The sequence below is a fragment of the Sphingomonas cannabina genome, from assembly GCF_021391395.1.
Taxonomy (GTDB): Bacteria; Pseudomonadota; Alphaproteobacteria; order Sphingomonadales; family Sphingomonadaceae; genus Sphingomonas; species Sphingomonas cannabina.
The window spans coordinates 3,213,198-3,228,881 of sequence record NZ_CP090059.1 but is presented as its reverse complement, the minus strand read 5'-3'; the positions used below and the strand labels follow the sequence as shown (position 1 = coordinate 3,228,881).

Sequence of the window (15,684 nt, the reverse complement as noted above, 5' to 3'; positions counted from 1 at the left end):
ACGCTAGAGCGTCACCAGCCGATCCTCGCCCAGCTCGGCGAGCAGGCTGACGAGGCCGCCGGCTTCGGCGAAGTCGGGAAGCGGCAGGTCGTGCGCGGCGAGGCCGGTCTGGCAGGCGATCAGGATGACGCCCAGCTCCAGCGCGGTGTCGACCAGTTCCGAGCGTGCGAGCAGCGTCACCGCCGCTTCGTGGCAATAGACCCGCGCCCGGCCGCGGAGCGCGGCTTCGGCGCTCGCCAGCATCAGCGCCGCGCGCCAGCGGTCCGGGTCGGCGGTGGTGACGACGACGGTCAGGCCGCGCAGGTCGGGCATCCGGGATCCTTGGGCAGCGTGACGGTGCGGAAGCGCAGCGACAGCGCGTCGACCAGCAGCAGCTTGCCGGCAGGGTCGTCGCCGAACGGGGCGACGGCGCGGATCGCCTCCAGCGCGGCGAGGCTGCCCATCACCCCTGCCAGCGCGCCGAGCACGCCCGCCTCGGCGCAGCTTTCCTCGGGGCGGTCCTCGGGATGGCCGACCAGGCAGCGGTAGCAGGGCTTGTCCGGCTCCCAGCCGCGGTAGACGGCGAGCTGCCCCTCGAACTGCGCGACCGCGGCGGAGACCAGCGGGATGCGGAGGCGCAGCGCCGCGTCGGCGACCGCGCCGCGCGTCGCGAAGCTGTCGCTGCCGTCGAGCACCACGTCCGTGCCGGCGAGCAGCCTTTCGGCGTTGCCCGGGTCGATGCGTTTGCGAAGGGGGATCAGCTCGACATGCGGGTTGAGCCGCGCCACCGCCTCCGCACCGGCCTCGACCTTCGCATGGCCGATGTCGGCGGTGCCGAACAGCGTCTGGCGCTGGAGGTTGGCGAGGTCGACCGCGTCGTCGTCGATCACCGTCAATCGCCCGATGCCGGCGGCGGCGAGATACTGGATCGCCGGCGAGCCGATGCCGCCGGCGCCGATCACCGCGACATGGGCGGCGCGCAGCCGCATCTGTCCGGCGCCGCCGAACTCCCGGAGGACGATGTGTCGAGCGTAGCGGTCGAGCTCGGCGTCGGTGAGGGTCATTGCCCCAATGTGAAGGTGACGGTGGCGCGATACCAGCCCTCCGGCGTCGCGCGGAGGTTGTTGCGGGCGAAGCTGGTGACGAGGCCGGCGGCGAACTGCTCGACCGTGGGGCAGTCGATCGCGCGCGGCACCGCCACCCGCACCACGCCGTCCGCGCGCACCAGCACCGCGACGTCGACGTCGACCATCGGCTTGCCGTCGGCGCGCTTGGGCGGGGTGCAGCGCTTCGCCTGCACCTCGTCGTCGACGAACTGGCTGAGGTCGGTAGTCATCTGCGGCGGCGTGCGCCACGGCAGCGGCGTCAGCCGGTCCCAGTCCAGCGTCCCGCCGCCGGGCAGCTGCTGCGCGAGGGCGAGCGACAGGAAGAAGATGGGGGCGATGCTCATCGTCCGGTCGATCCGAAGCCTCCGTCGCCGCGCACAGTCTCGTCGAGGCTGGCGACCTCATCGAGCGTGGCGGGCTGGACGGGGGCGGGGACGAGCTGCGCGATCCTGTCTCCGCGGGCGATCGTGAACGGTGCGTCGCCGAGATTGGCTAGGATCACCTTTACCTCGCCGCGATAATCGCTGTCGATGGTCCCGGGGGTATTAAGACATGTGACCCCGTGCCGGAGCGCCAGGCCCGACCGGGGGCGCACCTGGACCTCATAGCCGGGCGGGATCGCCATCGCGAAGCCGGTCGCGACCGCGTGGCGCTGGCCGGGCGCGAGCGTCAGCGCCTCGGCGGCGACCACGTCCATGCCCGCGGCGCCGTCGGTGGCATAGGCGGGCAGCGGCAGGTCCTCGCCGTGCGGCAGGCGGCGGAGCGCGATGCGGATCGGGGCGAGGCTCACGGCAGTCTCGGCAGCGAGGCGGCGAGCCGCTGGAGCGCGGTGATCACCTCGGGATCGTCGAGGATCTCGTGCCCCTTGCCGGGGACGATGCGGAAATCGGTGGCGATGCCGCGCAGCGCCAGCGCCTCGGCATAGCCGCGCGAGAGAGCGGGCGGGGCGATCTCGTCCTTGGCGCCGACGATGATCGCGGCGCGGGTGTCGGAGGGGATGCCGCCGACGGTCTTCAGCGGATCGAGGCTGGTGACCGGCGCCTCGAACGGCGCCTCGGGCATCCGCTTCTCCATGCCGGCGCGCCATTCGTCGAGCATGCAGGGGCAGCCGACCAGCACCAGCCCGTCGACCAGCCCGCCGCGCGTGCCGGCGAGGTCGGCGGCGATCGCCGCGCCGCCCGAATGGCCGACCAGGATGGTGCGCGCGTGCGGATAGCGCTGGCGGAGCGCGCCGATCGTCTGCGCGACGGCGGCGATGCGGTCGGCAGTGTAGTTGTCGCCGGTGGTGAGGCCGCGCTCGCCGACCGAGCGGTGGCCGGCGGCGTCGCTGTAGCCGGGGCGGAGCACCGCGACCACGGCGCTTTCCGGCACCGCGGCGGCGAAGGTGCGGGCGGCGGCATATTGGTAGGAGGGCGGCGCGGTCGGCGCGTCGCCGTGGAGGACGACGATCAGCGTGCGTACCGCGTCGCGCGGCGTGTTGCCGAAGCTCTCGGTGTAGAGCGTCGGCTGCGCGGGCGCGGTGCCGGACGACATCGGCTTGGGCGCGCAGGCGGCGAGCAGCAGGAGGGGCAAGAAACTATAGCGCATCGGCGATCCGTTGAGCGAGGCGATGGGCGACGTCCTCCTTGTCCATGGGTTCCCAGTCCTCGATCCGGTCGGCGGTGACAAGATGCACCGTGTTGCGGTCGCCGCCCATCACGTCGCCGGAGACGTCGTTGGCGACGATCCAGTCGACGTGCTTGCGCGCGCGCTTCTCGGCCGCCTGGGCGGTGACGCGTTCGGTCTCGGCGGCGAAGCCGATCAGGAGCCGGGGGCGCTCAGGATGCTCGCCGAGCGTCGCGAGGATGTCGGGATTGGGCGAAAGGGCGAGCGCGGGCGGACCGTCGCCCTTCTTGAGCTTGTGCGCGGCGGGCTCGACGCGCCAGTCGGCGACGGCGGCGACCAGCACCGCAGCGTCGGCGGGAAGCGCCGCCTCGACCGCCGCCGCCATCTCGCGGGCGGTCTCGATATCGATGCGCTCGACGCCTGCGGGCGTCGGCAGCGTCACCGGCCCGGCGACCAGCGTCACTCGCGCGCCCAGCTCGGCGAGCGCGCCGGCGATGGCGAAGCCCTGCTTCCCGGACGAGCGGTTGGCGATGTAGCGGACGGGGTCGATCGGCTCGTGGGTCGGGCCGGCGGTGACGACGACATGCCGGCCGGCAAGCGGGCCGGGACCGGCGAAGTGGCGTTCGATCGCGGCGAGGATCGCCTCCGGCTCGGGCAGCCGGCCGGGGCCGTATTCGCCGCACGCCATTGGTCCTTCGTCGGGCTCCATCACCGTCACGCCGTCGGCGCTGAGCGTGGCGACATTGCGGCGGGTGGCGGCGTGCTGCCACATGCGCACGTTCATCGCCGGCGCCGCCAGCACCGGCTTGTCGGTCGCGAGCAGCAAGGTGGTGGCGAGATCGTCGGCGATGCCCGCGGCCATGCGCGCGAGCAGGTCGGCGGTGGCGGGGGCGACGACGATCAGGTCGGCCTGGCGGCTCAATTGGATATGGCCCATCTCGGCCTCGTCCTTGAGGTCCCAGAGCGTGGTGTAGACCTGGTTCTCGCTAAGCGCCGCCAGCGTCATCGGCGTCACGAAATGCTGCCCGCCCTCGGTCAGCACGCAGGTGACGCGCATCCCCGCCTTGCGGATCAGCCGGACGAGCTCGCACGCCTTGTACGCCGCGATGCCACCGCCGACGATGAGCAGGATGCGCCTCATGGCGCTATCCTCTGGACGCGGACGCGGCGCCTGTCGAGCAGGGCGTGGGCGATGTCGCGCAGGCCGTCGGGTGCGAATGCCAGGCCGACGAGGATCACGGGCGCGACCATCAGCCCCCAATAGAAGCTGTCGGGCTGCACGACCAGCCCGAGCGCGAGCGCATAGGCGGAGAAGGTCGCGAGCGCCCTCAGCGCCAGCGGATCGCGCCAGCAGGCCCAACCGAACAGCGCCAGCGCCACCAGCGGCCCCGCGACCGCCAGCGGCAGCAGATCGAGCGCCGTCACCGCCGCGACCGAATGCACGAAGAAGCCGAAGCCGAGCATCCCCGCCCAGTCGGTGACGGCAGGGTCGAGCGGACCCATGACCTGTGCCACCCCATAGGCATGGGCGACCAGCGCGACGGCGAAGAGGATGAGCGCGCCGAGCCAGCCGAAGGCTTCCCCGCGGCGGCGCTCGATCAGCGCCATGCCCGCCATCACCAGCGCGTAGAGCACCGCCGTCTCGCGCACCAGCATCGCGAGCAGCGCGATCGCGGCGGGCGCCAGCCAGCGCGTCGGCGTGCGCAGCGCCAGCGACAGCGCGACCAGCTGCGCCGCCCACAGCTCGTGCAGCGCAATGAGATCGGTGTTGACGAAGGTGACGAGTCCGCCGGCCAGCAGCACCGCCGCCGAGACCCGCGCGGGCGTCCGCGGCAGCGCCCGGCTGAGCCGCACCCACCAGGCGGCCGCCACCGCGACGGCGAGCGATCCGAGCAGTCCGATCGCCGCCAGGCGCGGCAGCTCCGCCTGCACGATGCTGTGCGCGGGCAGGCGGAAGGCGGTGAACGGCCGCAACGGATAGCCGCCGGCGCGCAGCGCGTCCGCGGTGAGCTGGTAATAGTCGCCGCCCGCGCGCAGGCCGTCGATCACGCTCTCGTAGAGCGCGAGCGGGCCCAGTGCATTGAGACGCTGGCCGTCGTCGGGCGAAGGCAGGGGCGCGCCCAGCGCGGTGAGGCTCGCCACGATCAGCACCACGAGCGCCGCGACCACCCAGAGCGCACGCCGCCGCGACAGGCCGGCGAACCGGCTCGAATGGGCGAGCCAGAGAGGGGGGAGGGGACGGGGCATCAGGTCAACAGCAGCGTCGCCGCCACTGCCGCCGCCGCGGAGAGCATGGCGACCGCCACATAGCGCCAGCCGCCGCCGACCCGCACCACCTCGATCTCGCGCAGTGGCGGGGCGGGGGGGGCGCCGCCCGGCGGCGGATAGCGGCGCTCGATGTTGCGGATGAGGTCGGGCAGGCGGGCGAGGGTGCGCAGGTCCTCGACCAGCCGGTCGGCGAGCGCTGCCTCCGGGCCGAGCTCGGTCCTGATCCATTCGCCGACGAAGGGTTCGGACACCTCCCACATGTTGATGTCGGGATCGAGCGCGGTGGCGACGCCCTCCACCACCACCATCGTCTTCTGGAGCAGCAGCAGGTGCGGCTGCGTCTGCATGTCGAAGTCGCGGGTGATGTTGAACAGCCCGTCGAGCATCTGGCCGACCGACATGTCCTTGACCGGTAGCCCCCGCATCGGCTCGCCGACGGCACGGAGCGCGGTGGCGAACTCGGCGACGTTGTGGTGCGGCGGGACGTAGCCCGCCTCGAAATGGATCTCGGCGACGCGGCGGTAGTTGCCGGTGATGAGGCCGTAGATGATCTCGGCGAGCCACACCCGCGCACGGCGGTCGATCCGGCCCATGATGCCGAAGTCGATCGCGGCGATGCGGTCGCCGGGCAGCGCGAACAGATTGCCCTGGTGGAGATCGGCGTGGAAGAAGCCCTCGGCGATCGCCTGGCGCAGGAAGGCGCGGACCAGCTTGCCCGCGAGCGCCTTGGGATCATGGCCGGCGGCGATCAGTGCGGCGCGGTCGCTCAGCTTGATGCCGTCGATCCATTCCAGCGTCAGCACCTTGCCCGAGGTGCGCTGCCAGTCGATCGTCGGGACGACGAAATCGGGCTCGGCCTGCATTCCCTCGGCAAGCTCGCTGGCCGAGGCGCCCTCGCGACGCAGGTCGAGCTCGCGTGCGGTCCAGCGCTTGAAGGTGGCGATGACCAGGCGCGGACGCAGCCGCGCCGCCTCGCCGCCCATCGCCTCGACCTGGGCGGCGGCCCATTCATAGGTGTCGATCGCCTTGGCGAAGTCGGCCTCGACGCCGGGGCGCAGCACCTTGACCGCGACCTGGCGGCCGTCGGTGGTGACGGCGCGGTGGACCTGCGCGATCGAGGCGGCGCCGATCGGCACTTCCTCGATGCTGGCGAACAGCTCGCCGACCGGGCGGCCGAGGCTCGATTCCATCACCCGGCAGACGGCCTCGAACGGGACCGGGGGCAGGGCGTCCTGGAGGCGCATGAGGTCGTGCGCCGCCTCCTCGCCGACCAGATCGGGGCGGGTGGCGAGCGTCTGGCCGAGCTTGATCGCGGCGGGGCCGATCGCCTGGAAGGCATCGGCATAGCGCGGCACCTTCGGCACGCGGGCGCCGAAGCGGGCGATGCGGGCGAGCCGGCGCACCGGGGGCGGGGTATTGGGGTCCTGCTCAATGCCGCGCAGCGCCCCGTGGCGCGCGGCGATGCGGCCCCATTTGAGCAGGCGCCAGAGGTGAATGACGGGGTGGGTCATGTATCAAAATCTTCCCCGGTACGGGGAGGGGGACCGCCGGCCGCAGGCCGGTGGTGGAGGGGGCTCGCCTCGCTCGAGTCGCTGGTGGAGGGCCCCCTCCACCATTCGCTGCGCGACCACGGCTTGCTCCGCAAGCCGGCTCCGCGGCTGCGGCCTGCCCCCGGCAGGCCGCTGATCGCCGCTACGCCCCCCTCCCCGTGCCGGGGAGGATCTTTCGGAAACCATCAAATCTTCCAGCCCCAATGGATCGCCACCAGCCCGCCCAGGATCGGCTCGGCATGGGTACGGACGAAGCCGGCCTCGCCGATCATCGCCTCGAACCGGGCCATGTCGGGGAAGCGCCGGATCGATTCGATCAGGTAGCGATAGCTGTCCTCATCGTTCGCGAGCAGCTTGCCGAGCTTGGGCACCAGATGGTGCGAATAGGCGTCGTAGACGTCGGCGAATCCCGGCCACAGCGTCGTCGAGAACTCCAGGCAGTAGAAGCGCCCGCCGCGCCGCAGCACGCGATGCGCCTCGCGCAGTGCTGCGGGCACGTCGGTCACGTTCCGGATGCCGAAGGCGATGGTGTAGGCGTCGAAGAAACGGTCGGGGAACTGCAGCGTCTCGGCATTGGCCTCGGTCCACACGAGACCGTCGATGCCGCGCTGCTGGGCGCGCTCCATGCCGACTTCGAGCATCGCCGGGTTGATGTCGGCAACGGTGATGCTCGCGCCGCTCTTCGCCAGGCGGAAAGCGATGTCGCCGGTGCCGCCGGCCATGTCGAGGATCTGCTCGCCCGCGCGCGGCTTCACGCGGCGGACGAAGCGATCCTTCCACAGGCGGTGCATCCCGCCCGACATGGCATCGTTCATCAGGTCGTAGCGGCCGGCGACGCTGGCGAAGACCTCGCCGACGCGACGGGTCTTGTCCGCGGGGGCCACGTCCTCGTAGCCGAAGGAGACGGTATCGGGCATGAGCCGCCTCTAGCCGCAGCCTGCGGGACACGCAAAGGCTGGCGTCGATGGAGGTGCAATGCCCGAGCTTCCCGAAGTCGAGACCACCGTCCGCGGCCTGCGCCCCGTGCTGGAGGGGCAACGGATCGCCCGCGTGACGCTGCGGCGGCCGGACCTCAGGCGGCCGATGCCGGAGGATCTGGGCCAGCGGCTGACCGGGGCGACGGTGACTGCGCTCTCGCGGCGCGCCAAATATGGCCTGATCGATACCGATCGCGGCGACACCCTGGTCTTCCACCTCGGCATGTCCGGGCGCTGGCGGGTCGATCCGGCGGAACTGTTGGCGCACGATCATGTCGTGCTGGAGACAGAGGCGGGCCACCGACTCGCGCTCAACGATCCGCGGCGATTCGGCTCGCTCGATCTGGTGCCGACCGCGGAGCTGGCGGACTGGCCGGCGTTCCTGGCGCTCGGGCCGGAGCCGCTGGGGCCGGCGTTCACCGCCGATCACCTCGCGCGCGTGCTCGCGGGTCGAATCGCCTCGATCAAGGCGCTGCTGCTCGACCAGCGCGTCGTGGCGGGGCTCGGCAATATCTATGTCTGCGAGGCGCTCTACGAGGCGCGGATCGCGCCGGCGCGGCCGGGCGGACGAATCACCGCGCCCGAGCGCAAGCGGCTGGTGACGGCGGTGCATGAGGTGCTGGAGGCGGCGATCGCGGCGGGCGGCTCCACCCTGCGCGACTATGCGCGGCCCGACGGCGAGCTCGGCTATTTCTCCAAGCAGTTTAGGGTCTATGGCCGCGAGGGCGAGCCATGCGAATGCGGCGGCACGGTCGCGCGCTATGTCGAGGGCGGCCGCTCGACCTTCTGGTGCCCGAAATGCCAGCGCTGAGAGTCCGTTTGGAAATGCGCCCGCGGGCGCATTTCGGCGGCACCGGCCCGCTCCCCCACCCGGCCACCCATCAGGGTACGCTCGTGGGTGGCCGGGTGGGGGAGCGGGCCGGTGCCGCTTTTCCAAACGGCTCTGACGGTTGACCAACGGCCGGTGCCTCGCTAAGGGCACCGCCTTTCCGCGGCCTCGTGCGGCCGCATCCAGAACAAGCAGGAACGGAACGACATGGCGAATACGCCACAGGCGAAGAAGCGGATTCGGCGCAACGAGCGCCGCGCGGAGATCAACGGTGCGCGCGTGAGCCGCATCCGCACCTTCGTGAAGAAGGTCGAGACCGCGCTCGCCGCCGGCGACAAGGCCGCCGCCACCGCCGCGCTCGCCGAGGTCCAGCCCGAGCTGGCCCGCGGCGTCGCCAAGGGCGTGTTCCACAAGAACACCGCCGCGCGGAAGTTCTCCCGCCTCAACAAGCGCGTCTCCGCGCTCGCCTGACCCCGTTTCAGACGGATCCGATCGGCCCCGCCGGGACAGCATCCCGGCGGGGCTTTCGTCGTTCGTGAACAGCAAGTGAACACTGTAACATAGGTTTCACAGAAAAGTCAGGATTCGCCGCGATTCGCGAGATCAGATTTCGAGAAATTCGGGCTAAGATACCGTCTCGAAAGCAGAAATGAAAAAATTTGACGGGAATCCGTGAGTCAACATCTATATTTCAAAATCTTGACATGAGTCGGGCTTGATCGACTCACGCAGACGTACCTAAACAGTCCCTCCGGGCCGCAATCTGCCGTCCCGGCACTCACATTCCAGGCGTTTCGCAGGCGGAGTTCGATTCCGGCTGTGGGGGTCTTTGTCGGCTGAAAACGGGGGCCGCGGGGGTGCACCGCGGGCCTAGAACATAAAGGGCAAATGCACGTGGGCGGGATGGCTTTGAGGCGCGAGGGTTTGGATGATGCGGTGGCAAAGGCCTGGAACCGGGTACGAACCAACCTCCGCCATTCGGCCGGCCAGCGGCTGTTCGACCAGTGGCTCAAGCCCGCGGTCCTGATCGAGGGCAGCGACTCGGATTCCGTCCGCCTGGGCTTTCCCTCGGCGTTCATGACGACCTGGGTGAAGAGCCACTATGCCGATCGGCTGTTCTATGAGTTCCGCGCGATCCTGCCGGAGCTGCGCTCGGTCTCGATCGAGACGCTGAGCGACGCGCGGCCGCAGCGCGTGCTGACGGTCGATTCGCCCGCGCCCGCCGAGCTGCCCGAGCGCGCGCCGGCCAAGCGCGGGCAGGTGCAGAGCTTCGATCCGCGCTTCACCTTCGACCGCTTCGTGGTCGACCAGTCGAACCGCGTCGCCTTCAACGCTGCCAAGCTGCTCGCCGAGCCGGGCACGCCGCGGTTCAGCCCGCTCTACCTCCACTCGACCACCGGGCTCGGCAAGACGCATCTCATGCATGCGATCGGCCATGCCTTCAGCGAAGCGTGCCCGGACGCGGCGGCGCTCTACATGTCGGCCGAGCGCTTCATGTTCGAGTTCGTCCATGCGCTGCGCGCCCGCGACACGCACGCGTTCAAGGCGAAGCTGCGCTCGGTCGACCTGCTGATGATCGACGACCTGCAGTTCATCGCCGGCAAGGATTCGACGCAGGAGGAGTTCTTCCACACCGTCAACGAGTTCATGAGCGCGGGCAAGCGGCTGGTGATCGCATGCGATCGCTCGCCCAACGTGCTCGACGGTATCGAGCCGCGGTTGCTGAGCCGGCTCCAGTCGGGGCTGGTGGCGGACATCAAGGCGCCCGAGCCGGAGCTGCGCCGCGCGATCGTGGCGCGCAAGCTGGAGGACATGCCCGACGCACGCGTGCCGGAGGAGGTGCTGGAGCTGCTCACCAGCCGGATCACCGGCAGCGTGCGCGAGCTGGAAGGGGCGCTCAACCGCGTCGTCGCCTATGCCCAGCTGATCGGCCAGCCGATCACGCTCGACTTCGCGATCGAGACGTTGGGGGAGGCGCTCAACGGGCCGCAGCGGCGCATCACGATCGACGAGATCCAGAAGGCGGTCTCCACGCATTTCGACCTGAAGCCGGTCGACCTGCTCTCCGCGCGGCGTGCGGTGGCGGTGGCGCGGCCGCGGCAGATCGCGATGTACCTCGCCAAGCGGCTCACCACCCGCTCGCTGCCCGAGATCGGCCGCAAGTTCGGCAACCGCGACCATTCGACCGTGATCCACGCGGTCAAGCGCATCGAGGAGCTGCGCGCGAAGGACGCCGAGATCGACGCGGCGGTGAAGGCGCTGATGCGGACGCTGGAGCGGTAGGAACTTAGATCCTCTCCGTGCCGGGGAGGATTTGGGATTGGCCGCAAGCGTCGGGAAGCGGCACGGCCGCCCGCCCGCTATCTCGTTCCGGACGATGCAATCGGAGGAACGAACGATGGTCGACAGGTTCAAGACGATCGACTCGCCGGTCGGCGAGCTGACCCTGGTCGCGAGCGACAAGGGGCTCGCGGCGATATTGTGGGAAGGGGACGATCCCGCGCGGGTGCCGCTCGGGACGATGGTCGAGGCGGCGGACGATCCGCTGCTGTGCGAGGCGGCGCGCCAGATCGACCGCTATTTCGCGGGCGAGCTCAGGGCGTTCGACCTGCCGCTCGATTTCCGCGGGACCGATTTCCAGAAGAGCGTGTGGGCGGCGCTGCTGACGATCCCGTTCGGCGAGACGCGCAGCTATGGCGAGATCGCCCGCCAGCTCGGCCGCCCGAGCGCTTCGCGGGCGGTGGGGGCTGCCAATGGGCGCAACCCGATCTCGATCGTCGCGCCGTGCCATCGCGTGATCGGGAGCAATGGAGCGCTCACCGGCTTTGCCGGCGGGTTGGAGGCGAAGGCGATGCTGCTGCGGTTGGAAGGGGGCGCGATTTGAGCGACTCTCCTTCCGACAGCCGGGTCGGGATAGGCTTCACCGATCCTCTTTCGCGGACACGCGGAAGAGGATCGCCGACATCAGCCACAGCACGGTAAAGAAACCGCTGTACAACCATGCCCTGAGCGGGCCGTCCGGGATGCTCACGGTCGACGGAGCGGTCGCGATGGCCAGGCCGAGCAATGCCTGCATGATCGCTATCCCGAACATGGTCCGCGCCATGCCGGCGGGTCGAAACCAGGCCGAAAAGCTGCCTACCGCTGCTGCCATGATCACCATGAAGAAACCGATGCCATTGCCGTCGTCGCGAACGATCGTGCTCCACACGAGCAGGACCGGTGCCACCAGCGCGATGGCCGCTCCGGCGCGGTAGGCCCGGCTTCCGCTTGCCCGTTCGGCAAGCTCGTAGAGAAGGCCCACTCCGCCAATGATGGTGCCGGCAACGAGGAAGCTGCCGATGTTCCAGTGCCATTCGTCGCTGATCTGCATCATCACCAACGGCGTGAGCAGCAGAGCCAATGCCGCCGTCCAGCGCGCGATCCGCCAATAGTTCCAGATCCTCGCGCCCGACCGTTCGCTCGATCCCGTCATGGACTTGCCTCCTGTGGAAATTGCGCTCTTATCCTGGCGTGGATCCGGATGAGCGGCATGAGCCGGAGATGAGAAATGGCTGAAGAATGACGCTCGGTCGCCTTCGCTTCGGGGATTTCACCTTCGACCCCGCCGAGCGTTCGCTGACTCGCGGAGGCGAGCGGCTCGACCTGGGCGGCCGCTATCTCGATGCGCTCGGGCTATTGCTCCGCGAGCGGGGCAAGCTCGTCACCAAGAACCGGTTCATGGATGAGGTCTGGAACGGCGTGCCCGTGACCGACGAGGCGCTGACCCAATGCATCCGCGCGTTGCGCCGCGAGCTCGGCGACGATGCCGCGCGCCCGCGCTTCATCGAAACCGTGCCGAAATACGGCTATCGTTTCATTGCCGAGGCGCAATGGGCCGGTGTCGAGGGCACTGCACCGGCGAAACCGCGAGGCTTCGACCTGCATCAGGTCCTGCGGACTGCCGGGGCAGCCGGTCTCGGCGGCGCGTTGGCGGGAGTCGGCGGCGGGCTGCTCTACGGGTTTGCGGTGTCTCCGGCTTCGCCCGCGCAGGGAATGGGGGCGATCTCGGTGCTGCTGGTGCTGCTCGCGATCAATGTGCTGATCGGTCTCGTCGCCGGCCTGGGGGTTGGCGGCGGAATCGCGGTGGCGCGCCTGATGCCGAGCGACAGGTGGCAATGGAGCACCGCGGGAGGGATGGTCGGTGGCCTCGCGATCGGCGGGATCGCCAAGCTCCTCGGGCTCGACGCGTTCGCGCTGCTGTTCGGCGCGTCGCCCTCGGGAATGACCGGCCCGGCGGAAGGGGCTTTGCTCGGTGCGGCGCTCGGCTTTGCTACGTGGATTTCCGTCGACCGGCAGCTCGAGTTCGGCGGCAGCGCTGCAGTCGGCGGACTTGCCGGTGGAGCCGCGGGGCTGCTCGTGCCTCTGCTTGGCGGACATCTGCTGGGTGGCAGCCTCAATCTTCTCGCGCATGGATTTGCGGGTGCGCGTTTCCGGCTCGACGCGATCGGCGCGTTGCTGGGCGAGGAGGGTTTCGGCCGCGTGAGCGAGGCTTTGACGGCGACGATCGAAGGTGGATTGTTCGGCATCTGCGTGGCCGGTGCGCTGGCGCTTGGCCGATCACGCGGCCACGGTGACCGCGTAATCGAGTGACGCCATCGGATTACAAGTGGGTGAGGACGATCGCCGCTGCGCGGCGCCCCTCCACCGCCTTCGGCGGTCCCCCTCCCCGAGCAAGCTCGGGGAGGATTTTATAGCTCCAGTCCCATCGCGTCCTGCGCGGCTCTCAGCGTCGGTGCGGCGAGGGCGGCGGCTTTCTCCGCCCCCTTCGCCAGCACCGCCGACACCGCGGCGCGGTCGTCGAGCAGGCGGGTCAGCCGGTCGCGGATCGGGCTCAGCACCGATACCGCCAGGTCCGCCAGCGCCGGCTTGAACTGGCCGAAGCCCTGTCCCGCATATTCCTCGACCACCGACTGCGGCGTGCGGTCGGCGAGGGCGGCATAGATCGTCACGAGGTTGCGCGCCTCGGGGCGCTCGGCCAGCGCGTCGAAGCTGTCGGGCAGCGGATCGGGATCGGTCTTCGCCTTGCGGAACTTGGCCGCGATGTCGTCGTCCGAATCGACCAAGTGGACGCGCGACATCTCCGATGGGTTCGACTTGGACATCTTGGAGGTCGCGTCGCGCAGGCTCATGATGCGCGGCGCTTCCTTGCTCACCATCGGCTCGGGCAGCGGGAAGAGCTCGACCCCGTAATCGGTGTTGAACTTGGTGGCGATGTCGCGGGCGAGCTCGAGATGCTGCTTCTGGTCCTCGCCGACCGGCACGTGCGTGGTCTTGTAGAGCAGCACGTCGGCCGCCATCAGCACCGGATAGTCGTACAGGCCGACGCTCGCGCCCTCGCGGTCCTTGCCCGCCTTGTCCTTGAACTGGGTCATGCGGTTGAGCCAGCCGACGCGCGCGACGTTGTTGAGCAGCCAGGTGAGCTCGCTGTGCGCCGGCACGCGCGCCTGGTTCCACAGGATCGAGCGTTCGGGATCGATGCCGGCGGCGATCATCGTCGCGGTCATCTCGATCGTGTTGGCGGTGAGCTCGCGCGGGTCGATCCACTGGGTGAGGCCGTGGAGGTCGGCGATGAAGTACATCGTCTCGCCGCCCTGGGCCGCCACCTCGTCCTGCATGCGCACCCACTGCTTCACCGCCCCCAGGTAATTGCCGAGGTGGAGATTGCCGGTGGGCTGGATGCCGGAAACGACGCGCATTGTGGTCCTCTAGCTGCGGCGGCGGGCCAGCGCCTTGAGATCGCTGAGCCGGAACGCGCCGGTGATGAAGCAGGCGACCGCATAGGCCGCAACGCCCAGGCTGACCAGAGCGGTGAGGCCGGCGAGGCGAATCCAGAAGCCGCCGGTGAGATAGGGATCGAGCAGCCGCTCGGTGCCGAACAGCACCGCACCCATCAGCACCGCGGCGACGGCGAGGCGGGGGATGCGACGCCTGAGGCGCTGGTCACTCTCGAAATGGCCGCGCTTGCGGAGCGTCCAGTAGAGCATCGCGACGTTGATGCTCGACGAGACGGCGGTCGCGAGCGGTGGGCCGATATGGCCGATCAGCGGGATCAGCGCGAGATTGAGCGCGATGTTCACGCCGATCGAGATGGTGGCGTAGCGGACCGGCGTCTTGGTGTCGTGGCGGGCGTAGAAGCCGGGAGTCAGCACCTTGACCAGCACATAGCTGGGCAGGCCGATCGAGAAGGCCGACAGTGCCCACCCGCACTTCATCGTATCCTCGGCGGTGAAGGCGCCATGCTGGAACAGGCCGCGGATGATCGGCTCGGCGGCGACGATGAAGGCGACGGTCGCCGGCAGCGTCAGGAACAGCGCCAGCTCGATGCCGCGGTTCTGCGTCTCCATCGCCTCGCCGTCCTTGCCGTTCGAGAGGAGGCGCGAGATCGTCGGGAGCAGGATGGTGCCGAGCCCGATGCCGATGAGGCCGAGCGGGAGCTGGTTCAGCCGGTCGGCGTAATAGATGTAGCTGATCGAGCCAGGATCGAGCAGCGCCCCGGCCAGCGCGGTCGAGACGACGAGATTGATCTGCGCCGCCCCCGCACCCGCCGCGGCCGGGATGATCAGCCGGAACAGCGCACGGACATCCTCGTCGATGCGCGGCACGGCGAGGCGGAGCTTCACGCCCGCCCGGCGGCACGCCCAGATCAGCCAGAGCAGCTGGAGCAGGCCGCCGACCGGCACGCTGATCGCCTGCACCCGCGCGGTCTCATAGGCGTCGGCGCCGTGGAAGAACCACAGCCCGGCGACCATTGCGATGTTGAGCAGGATCGGCGCCGCGGCGTTCACCCAGAATTTGTCGAGCGAATTGAGGATGCCGCCGAGCAGCGACACCAGGCTGATCAGCGCGAGATAGGGCAGGGTGATCCGCGAGAGCGTGACGGCGTAGCTGAACTGCTCCGGCGTCGGGTTGTTGAACCCGCCCGACAGCAGCCAGGTGAGGGGCCAGGCTGCGGCGATCAATATGATCGTGAAGACCAGCAGGATCGGGAACAGCACCGCCAGCGCACGCTCGGCGAAGAGCAGGCCGGCGTTGAGCTCGCCGCCCTCGGCCACCTTCTTGTTGAACAGCGGGATGAAGGCGGAGGAGAAGGCGCCCTCCGCGAACAGCGCGCGGAACATGTTGGGCAGGCGGAAGGCGACCAGGAAGGCGTCGGACGCGAAGCCTGCACCGACGAAGGCCGCCTGGAGCGAATCGCGGACCAGAGCGAGGACGCGGCTGACGAGGGTCAGCCCGCCTATCGAACCGAGCGAACGTGCGAGATTCATGGTCTTAACTCTCCCCGTTCGCCCTGAGCTTGTCGAAGGGCCGTACTTCCTTCGACCGAAGAA

17 protein-coding genes are annotated in these 15,684 nt (G+C 69.7%); 5 read left to right on the top strand and 12 right to left on the bottom strand.

Annotation, left to right across the window (positions count from 1 at the left end):
• Nucleotides 1-3 precede the first annotated feature (3 nt).
• The 9 genes from LZK98_RS15260 to LZK98_RS15220 form a co-directional block, all read right to left on the bottom strand.
• Nucleotides 4-312 (bottom strand): peroxiredoxin, encoded by a 309-nt coding sequence (locus LZK98_RS15260; protein ID WP_233783310.1) that lies wholly within the window; start codon nucleotides 310-312, stop codon nucleotides 4-6.
• Nucleotides 291-1,043: a HesA/MoeB/ThiF family protein gene (locus tag LZK98_RS15255; protein WP_233783308.1), complete on the bottom strand. Its 753-nt coding sequence runs from the start codon at nucleotides 1,041-1,043 to the stop codon at nucleotides 291-293. Before LZK98_RS15255 ends, LZK98_RS15260 begins: the two co-directional genes overlap by 22 nt.
• Nucleotides 1,040-1,429 carry a hypothetical protein gene (locus tag LZK98_RS15250; RefSeq protein ID WP_233783306.1) on the bottom strand — a complete coding sequence of 130 codons (390 nt, stop codon included), beginning with the start codon at nucleotides 1,427-1,429 and terminating at the stop codon, nucleotides 1,040-1,042. Before LZK98_RS15250 ends, LZK98_RS15255 begins: the two co-directional genes overlap by 4 nt.
• Complete coding sequence (gene dut / locus LZK98_RS15245; RefSeq protein ID WP_233783304.1) at nucleotides 1,426-1,875, bottom strand: dUTP diphosphatase; 450 nt, start codon at nucleotides 1,873-1,875, stop codon at nucleotides 1,426-1,428. The genes LZK98_RS15250 and dut overlap by 4 nt, the downstream gene beginning before the upstream one ends.
• Entirely contained in the window at nucleotides 1,872-2,672 is an 801-nt protein-coding gene (locus LZK98_RS15240; RefSeq protein ID WP_233783302.1) for an alpha/beta hydrolase, read from the bottom strand. Before LZK98_RS15240 ends, dut begins: the two co-directional genes overlap by 4 nt.
• Complete coding sequence (gene coaBC / locus LZK98_RS15235; protein WP_233783300.1) at nucleotides 2,662-3,831, bottom strand: bifunctional phosphopantothenoylcysteine decarboxylase/phosphopantothenate--cysteine ligase CoaBC; 1,170 nt, start codon at nucleotides 3,829-3,831, stop codon at nucleotides 2,662-2,664. The genes LZK98_RS15240 and coaBC overlap by 11 nt, the downstream gene beginning before the upstream one ends.
• Nucleotides 3,828-4,937 carry a hypothetical protein gene (locus tag LZK98_RS15230; RefSeq protein WP_233783298.1) on the bottom strand — a complete coding sequence of 370 codons (1,110 nt, stop codon included), beginning with the start codon at nucleotides 4,935-4,937 and terminating at the stop codon, nucleotides 3,828-3,830. The genes coaBC and LZK98_RS15230 overlap by 4 nt, the downstream gene beginning before the upstream one ends.
• Nucleotides 4,937-6,469 (bottom strand): 2-polyprenylphenol 6-hydroxylase, encoded by a 1,533-nt coding sequence (gene ubiB / locus LZK98_RS15225; protein ID WP_233783297.1) that lies wholly within the window; start codon nucleotides 6,467-6,469, stop codon nucleotides 4,937-4,939. Before ubiB ends, LZK98_RS15230 begins: the two co-directional genes overlap by 1 nt.
• 224 nt (nucleotides 6,470-6,693) lie before the next feature.
• Nucleotides 6,694-7,425 carry a class I SAM-dependent methyltransferase gene (locus LZK98_RS15220; protein ID WP_233783295.1) on the bottom strand — a complete coding sequence of 244 codons (732 nt, stop codon included), beginning with the start codon at nucleotides 7,423-7,425 and terminating at the stop codon, nucleotides 6,694-6,696.
• Between the two features lie 58 nt (nucleotides 7,426-7,483).
• Here LZK98_RS15220 and mutM point away from each other — a divergent pair, with 58 nt between their 5' ends.
• The 4 genes from mutM (at nucleotide 7,484) to LZK98_RS15200 (ending at nucleotide 11,198) form a co-directional block, all read left to right on the top strand.
• Complete coding sequence (mutM, locus tag LZK98_RS15215) at nucleotides 7,484-8,296, top strand: bifunctional DNA-formamidopyrimidine glycosylase/DNA-(apurinic or apyrimidinic site) lyase (protein WP_233783293.1); 813 nt, start codon at nucleotides 7,484-7,486, stop codon at nucleotides 8,294-8,296.
• 225 nt (nucleotides 8,297-8,521) lie between these two features.
• Nucleotides 8,522-8,785, top strand: coding sequence for a 30S ribosomal protein S20 (gene rpsT, locus LZK98_RS15210; protein WP_233783291.1), 264 nt, complete (start codon nucleotides 8,522-8,524; stop codon nucleotides 8,783-8,785).
• A 432-nt stretch (nucleotides 8,786-9,217) separates the two neighbouring features.
• A complete protein-coding gene (gene dnaA / locus LZK98_RS15205) occupies nucleotides 9,218-10,597 on the top strand; it encodes a chromosomal replication initiator protein DnaA (RefSeq protein ID WP_233783290.1) in 1,380 nt (459 codons plus the stop codon).
• A 115-nt stretch (nucleotides 10,598-10,712) separates the two neighbouring features.
• Entirely contained in the window at nucleotides 10,713-11,198 is a 486-nt protein-coding gene (locus tag LZK98_RS15200) for a methylated-DNA--[protein]-cysteine S-methyltransferase (protein WP_233783288.1), read from the top strand.
• Between the two features lie 36 nt (nucleotides 11,199-11,234).
• Here the strand turns inward: LZK98_RS15200 and LZK98_RS15195 are convergent, their stop codons facing one another.
• Nucleotides 11,235-11,789, bottom strand: a complete 555-nt coding sequence (locus tag LZK98_RS15195) for a hypothetical protein (protein ID WP_233783286.1) — start codon at nucleotides 11,787-11,789, stop codon at nucleotides 11,235-11,237.
• 86 nt (nucleotides 11,790-11,875) lie between these two features.
• Here LZK98_RS15195 and LZK98_RS15190 point away from each other — a divergent pair, with 86 nt between their 5' ends.
• The gene (locus LZK98_RS15190) at nucleotides 11,876-12,946 is read left to right on the top strand and encodes a winged helix-turn-helix domain-containing protein (RefSeq protein WP_233783284.1); all 1,071 of its coding nucleotides are present in this window, start codon (nucleotides 11,876-11,878) and stop codon (nucleotides 12,944-12,946) included.
• A 98-nt stretch (nucleotides 12,947-13,044) separates the two neighbouring features.
• Here LZK98_RS15190 and trpS read toward each other — a convergent pair whose 3' ends face one another.
• Both trpS and murJ read right to left on the bottom strand, forming a co-directional pair.
• A complete protein-coding gene (trpS, locus tag LZK98_RS15185; RefSeq protein ID WP_233783282.1) occupies nucleotides 13,045-14,052 on the bottom strand; it encodes a tryptophan--tRNA ligase in 1,008 nt (335 codons plus the stop codon).
• A gap of 9 nt (nucleotides 14,053-14,061) precedes the next feature.
• A complete protein-coding gene (gene murJ, locus LZK98_RS15180) occupies nucleotides 14,062-15,621 on the bottom strand; it encodes a murein biosynthesis integral membrane protein MurJ (RefSeq protein WP_233783280.1) in 1,560 nt (519 codons plus the stop codon).
• Between the last annotated feature and the right edge of the window lie 63 nt (nucleotides 15,622-15,684).

Bases quoted from the DNA above. Each gene is read 5' to 3' on its own strand.
- LZK98_RS15220 (WP_233783295.1), bottom strand. From the start codon at position 7,425: ATGCCCGATACCGTCTCCTTCGGCTACGAGGACGTGGCCCCCGCGGAC.
- LZK98_RS15255 (WP_233783308.1), bottom strand. From the start codon at position 1,043: ATGACCCTCACCGACGCCGAGCTCGACCGCTACGCTCGACACATCGTC.
- LZK98_RS15240 (WP_233783302.1), bottom strand. From the start codon at position 2,672: ATGCGCTATAGTTTCTTGCCCCTCCTGCTGCTCGCCGCCTGCGCGCCC.
- LZK98_RS15195 (WP_233783286.1), bottom strand. From the start codon at position 11,789: ATGACGGGATCGAGCGAACGGTCGGGCGCGAGGATCTGGAACTATTGG.
- LZK98_RS15200 (WP_233783288.1), top strand. From the start codon at position 10,713: ATGGTCGACAGGTTCAAGACGATCGACTCGCCGGTCGGCGAGCTGACC.
- coaBC (WP_233783300.1), bottom strand. From the start codon at position 3,831: ATGAGGCGCATCCTGCTCATCGTCGGCGGTGGCATCGCGGCGTACAAG.
- rpsT (WP_233783291.1), top strand. From the start codon at position 8,522: ATGGCGAATACGCCACAGGCGAAGAAGCGGATTCGGCGCAACGAGCGC.
- LZK98_RS15190 (WP_233783284.1), top strand. From the start codon at position 11,876: ATGACGCTCGGTCGCCTTCGCTTCGGGGATTTCACCTTCGACCCCGCC.
- ubiB (WP_233783297.1), bottom strand. From the start codon at position 6,469: ATGACCCACCCCGTCATTCACCTCTGGCGCCTGCTCAAATGGGGCCGC.
- mutM (WP_233783293.1), top strand. From the start codon at position 7,484: ATGCCCGAGCTTCCCGAAGTCGAGACCACCGTCCGCGGCCTGCGCCCC.
- trpS (WP_233783282.1), bottom strand. From the start codon at position 14,052: ATGCGCGTCGTTTCCGGCATCCAGCCCACCGGCAATCTCCACCTCGGC.
- dnaA (WP_233783290.1), top strand. From the start codon at position 9,218: ATGGCTTTGAGGCGCGAGGGTTTGGATGATGCGGTGGCAAAGGCCTGG.
- LZK98_RS15230 (WP_233783298.1), bottom strand. From the start codon at position 4,937: ATGCCCCGTCCCCTCCCCCCTCTCTGGCTCGCCCATTCGAGCCGGTTC.
- LZK98_RS15260 (WP_233783310.1), bottom strand. From the start codon at position 312: ATGCCCGACCTGCGCGGCCTGACCGTCGTCGTCACCACCGCCGACCCG.
- LZK98_RS15250 (WP_233783306.1), bottom strand. From the start codon at position 1,429: ATGAGCATCGCCCCCATCTTCTTCCTGTCGCTCGCCCTCGCGCAGCAG.
- murJ (WP_233783280.1), bottom strand. From the start codon at position 15,621: ATGAATCTCGCACGTTCGCTCGGTTCGATAGGCGGGCTGACCCTCGTC.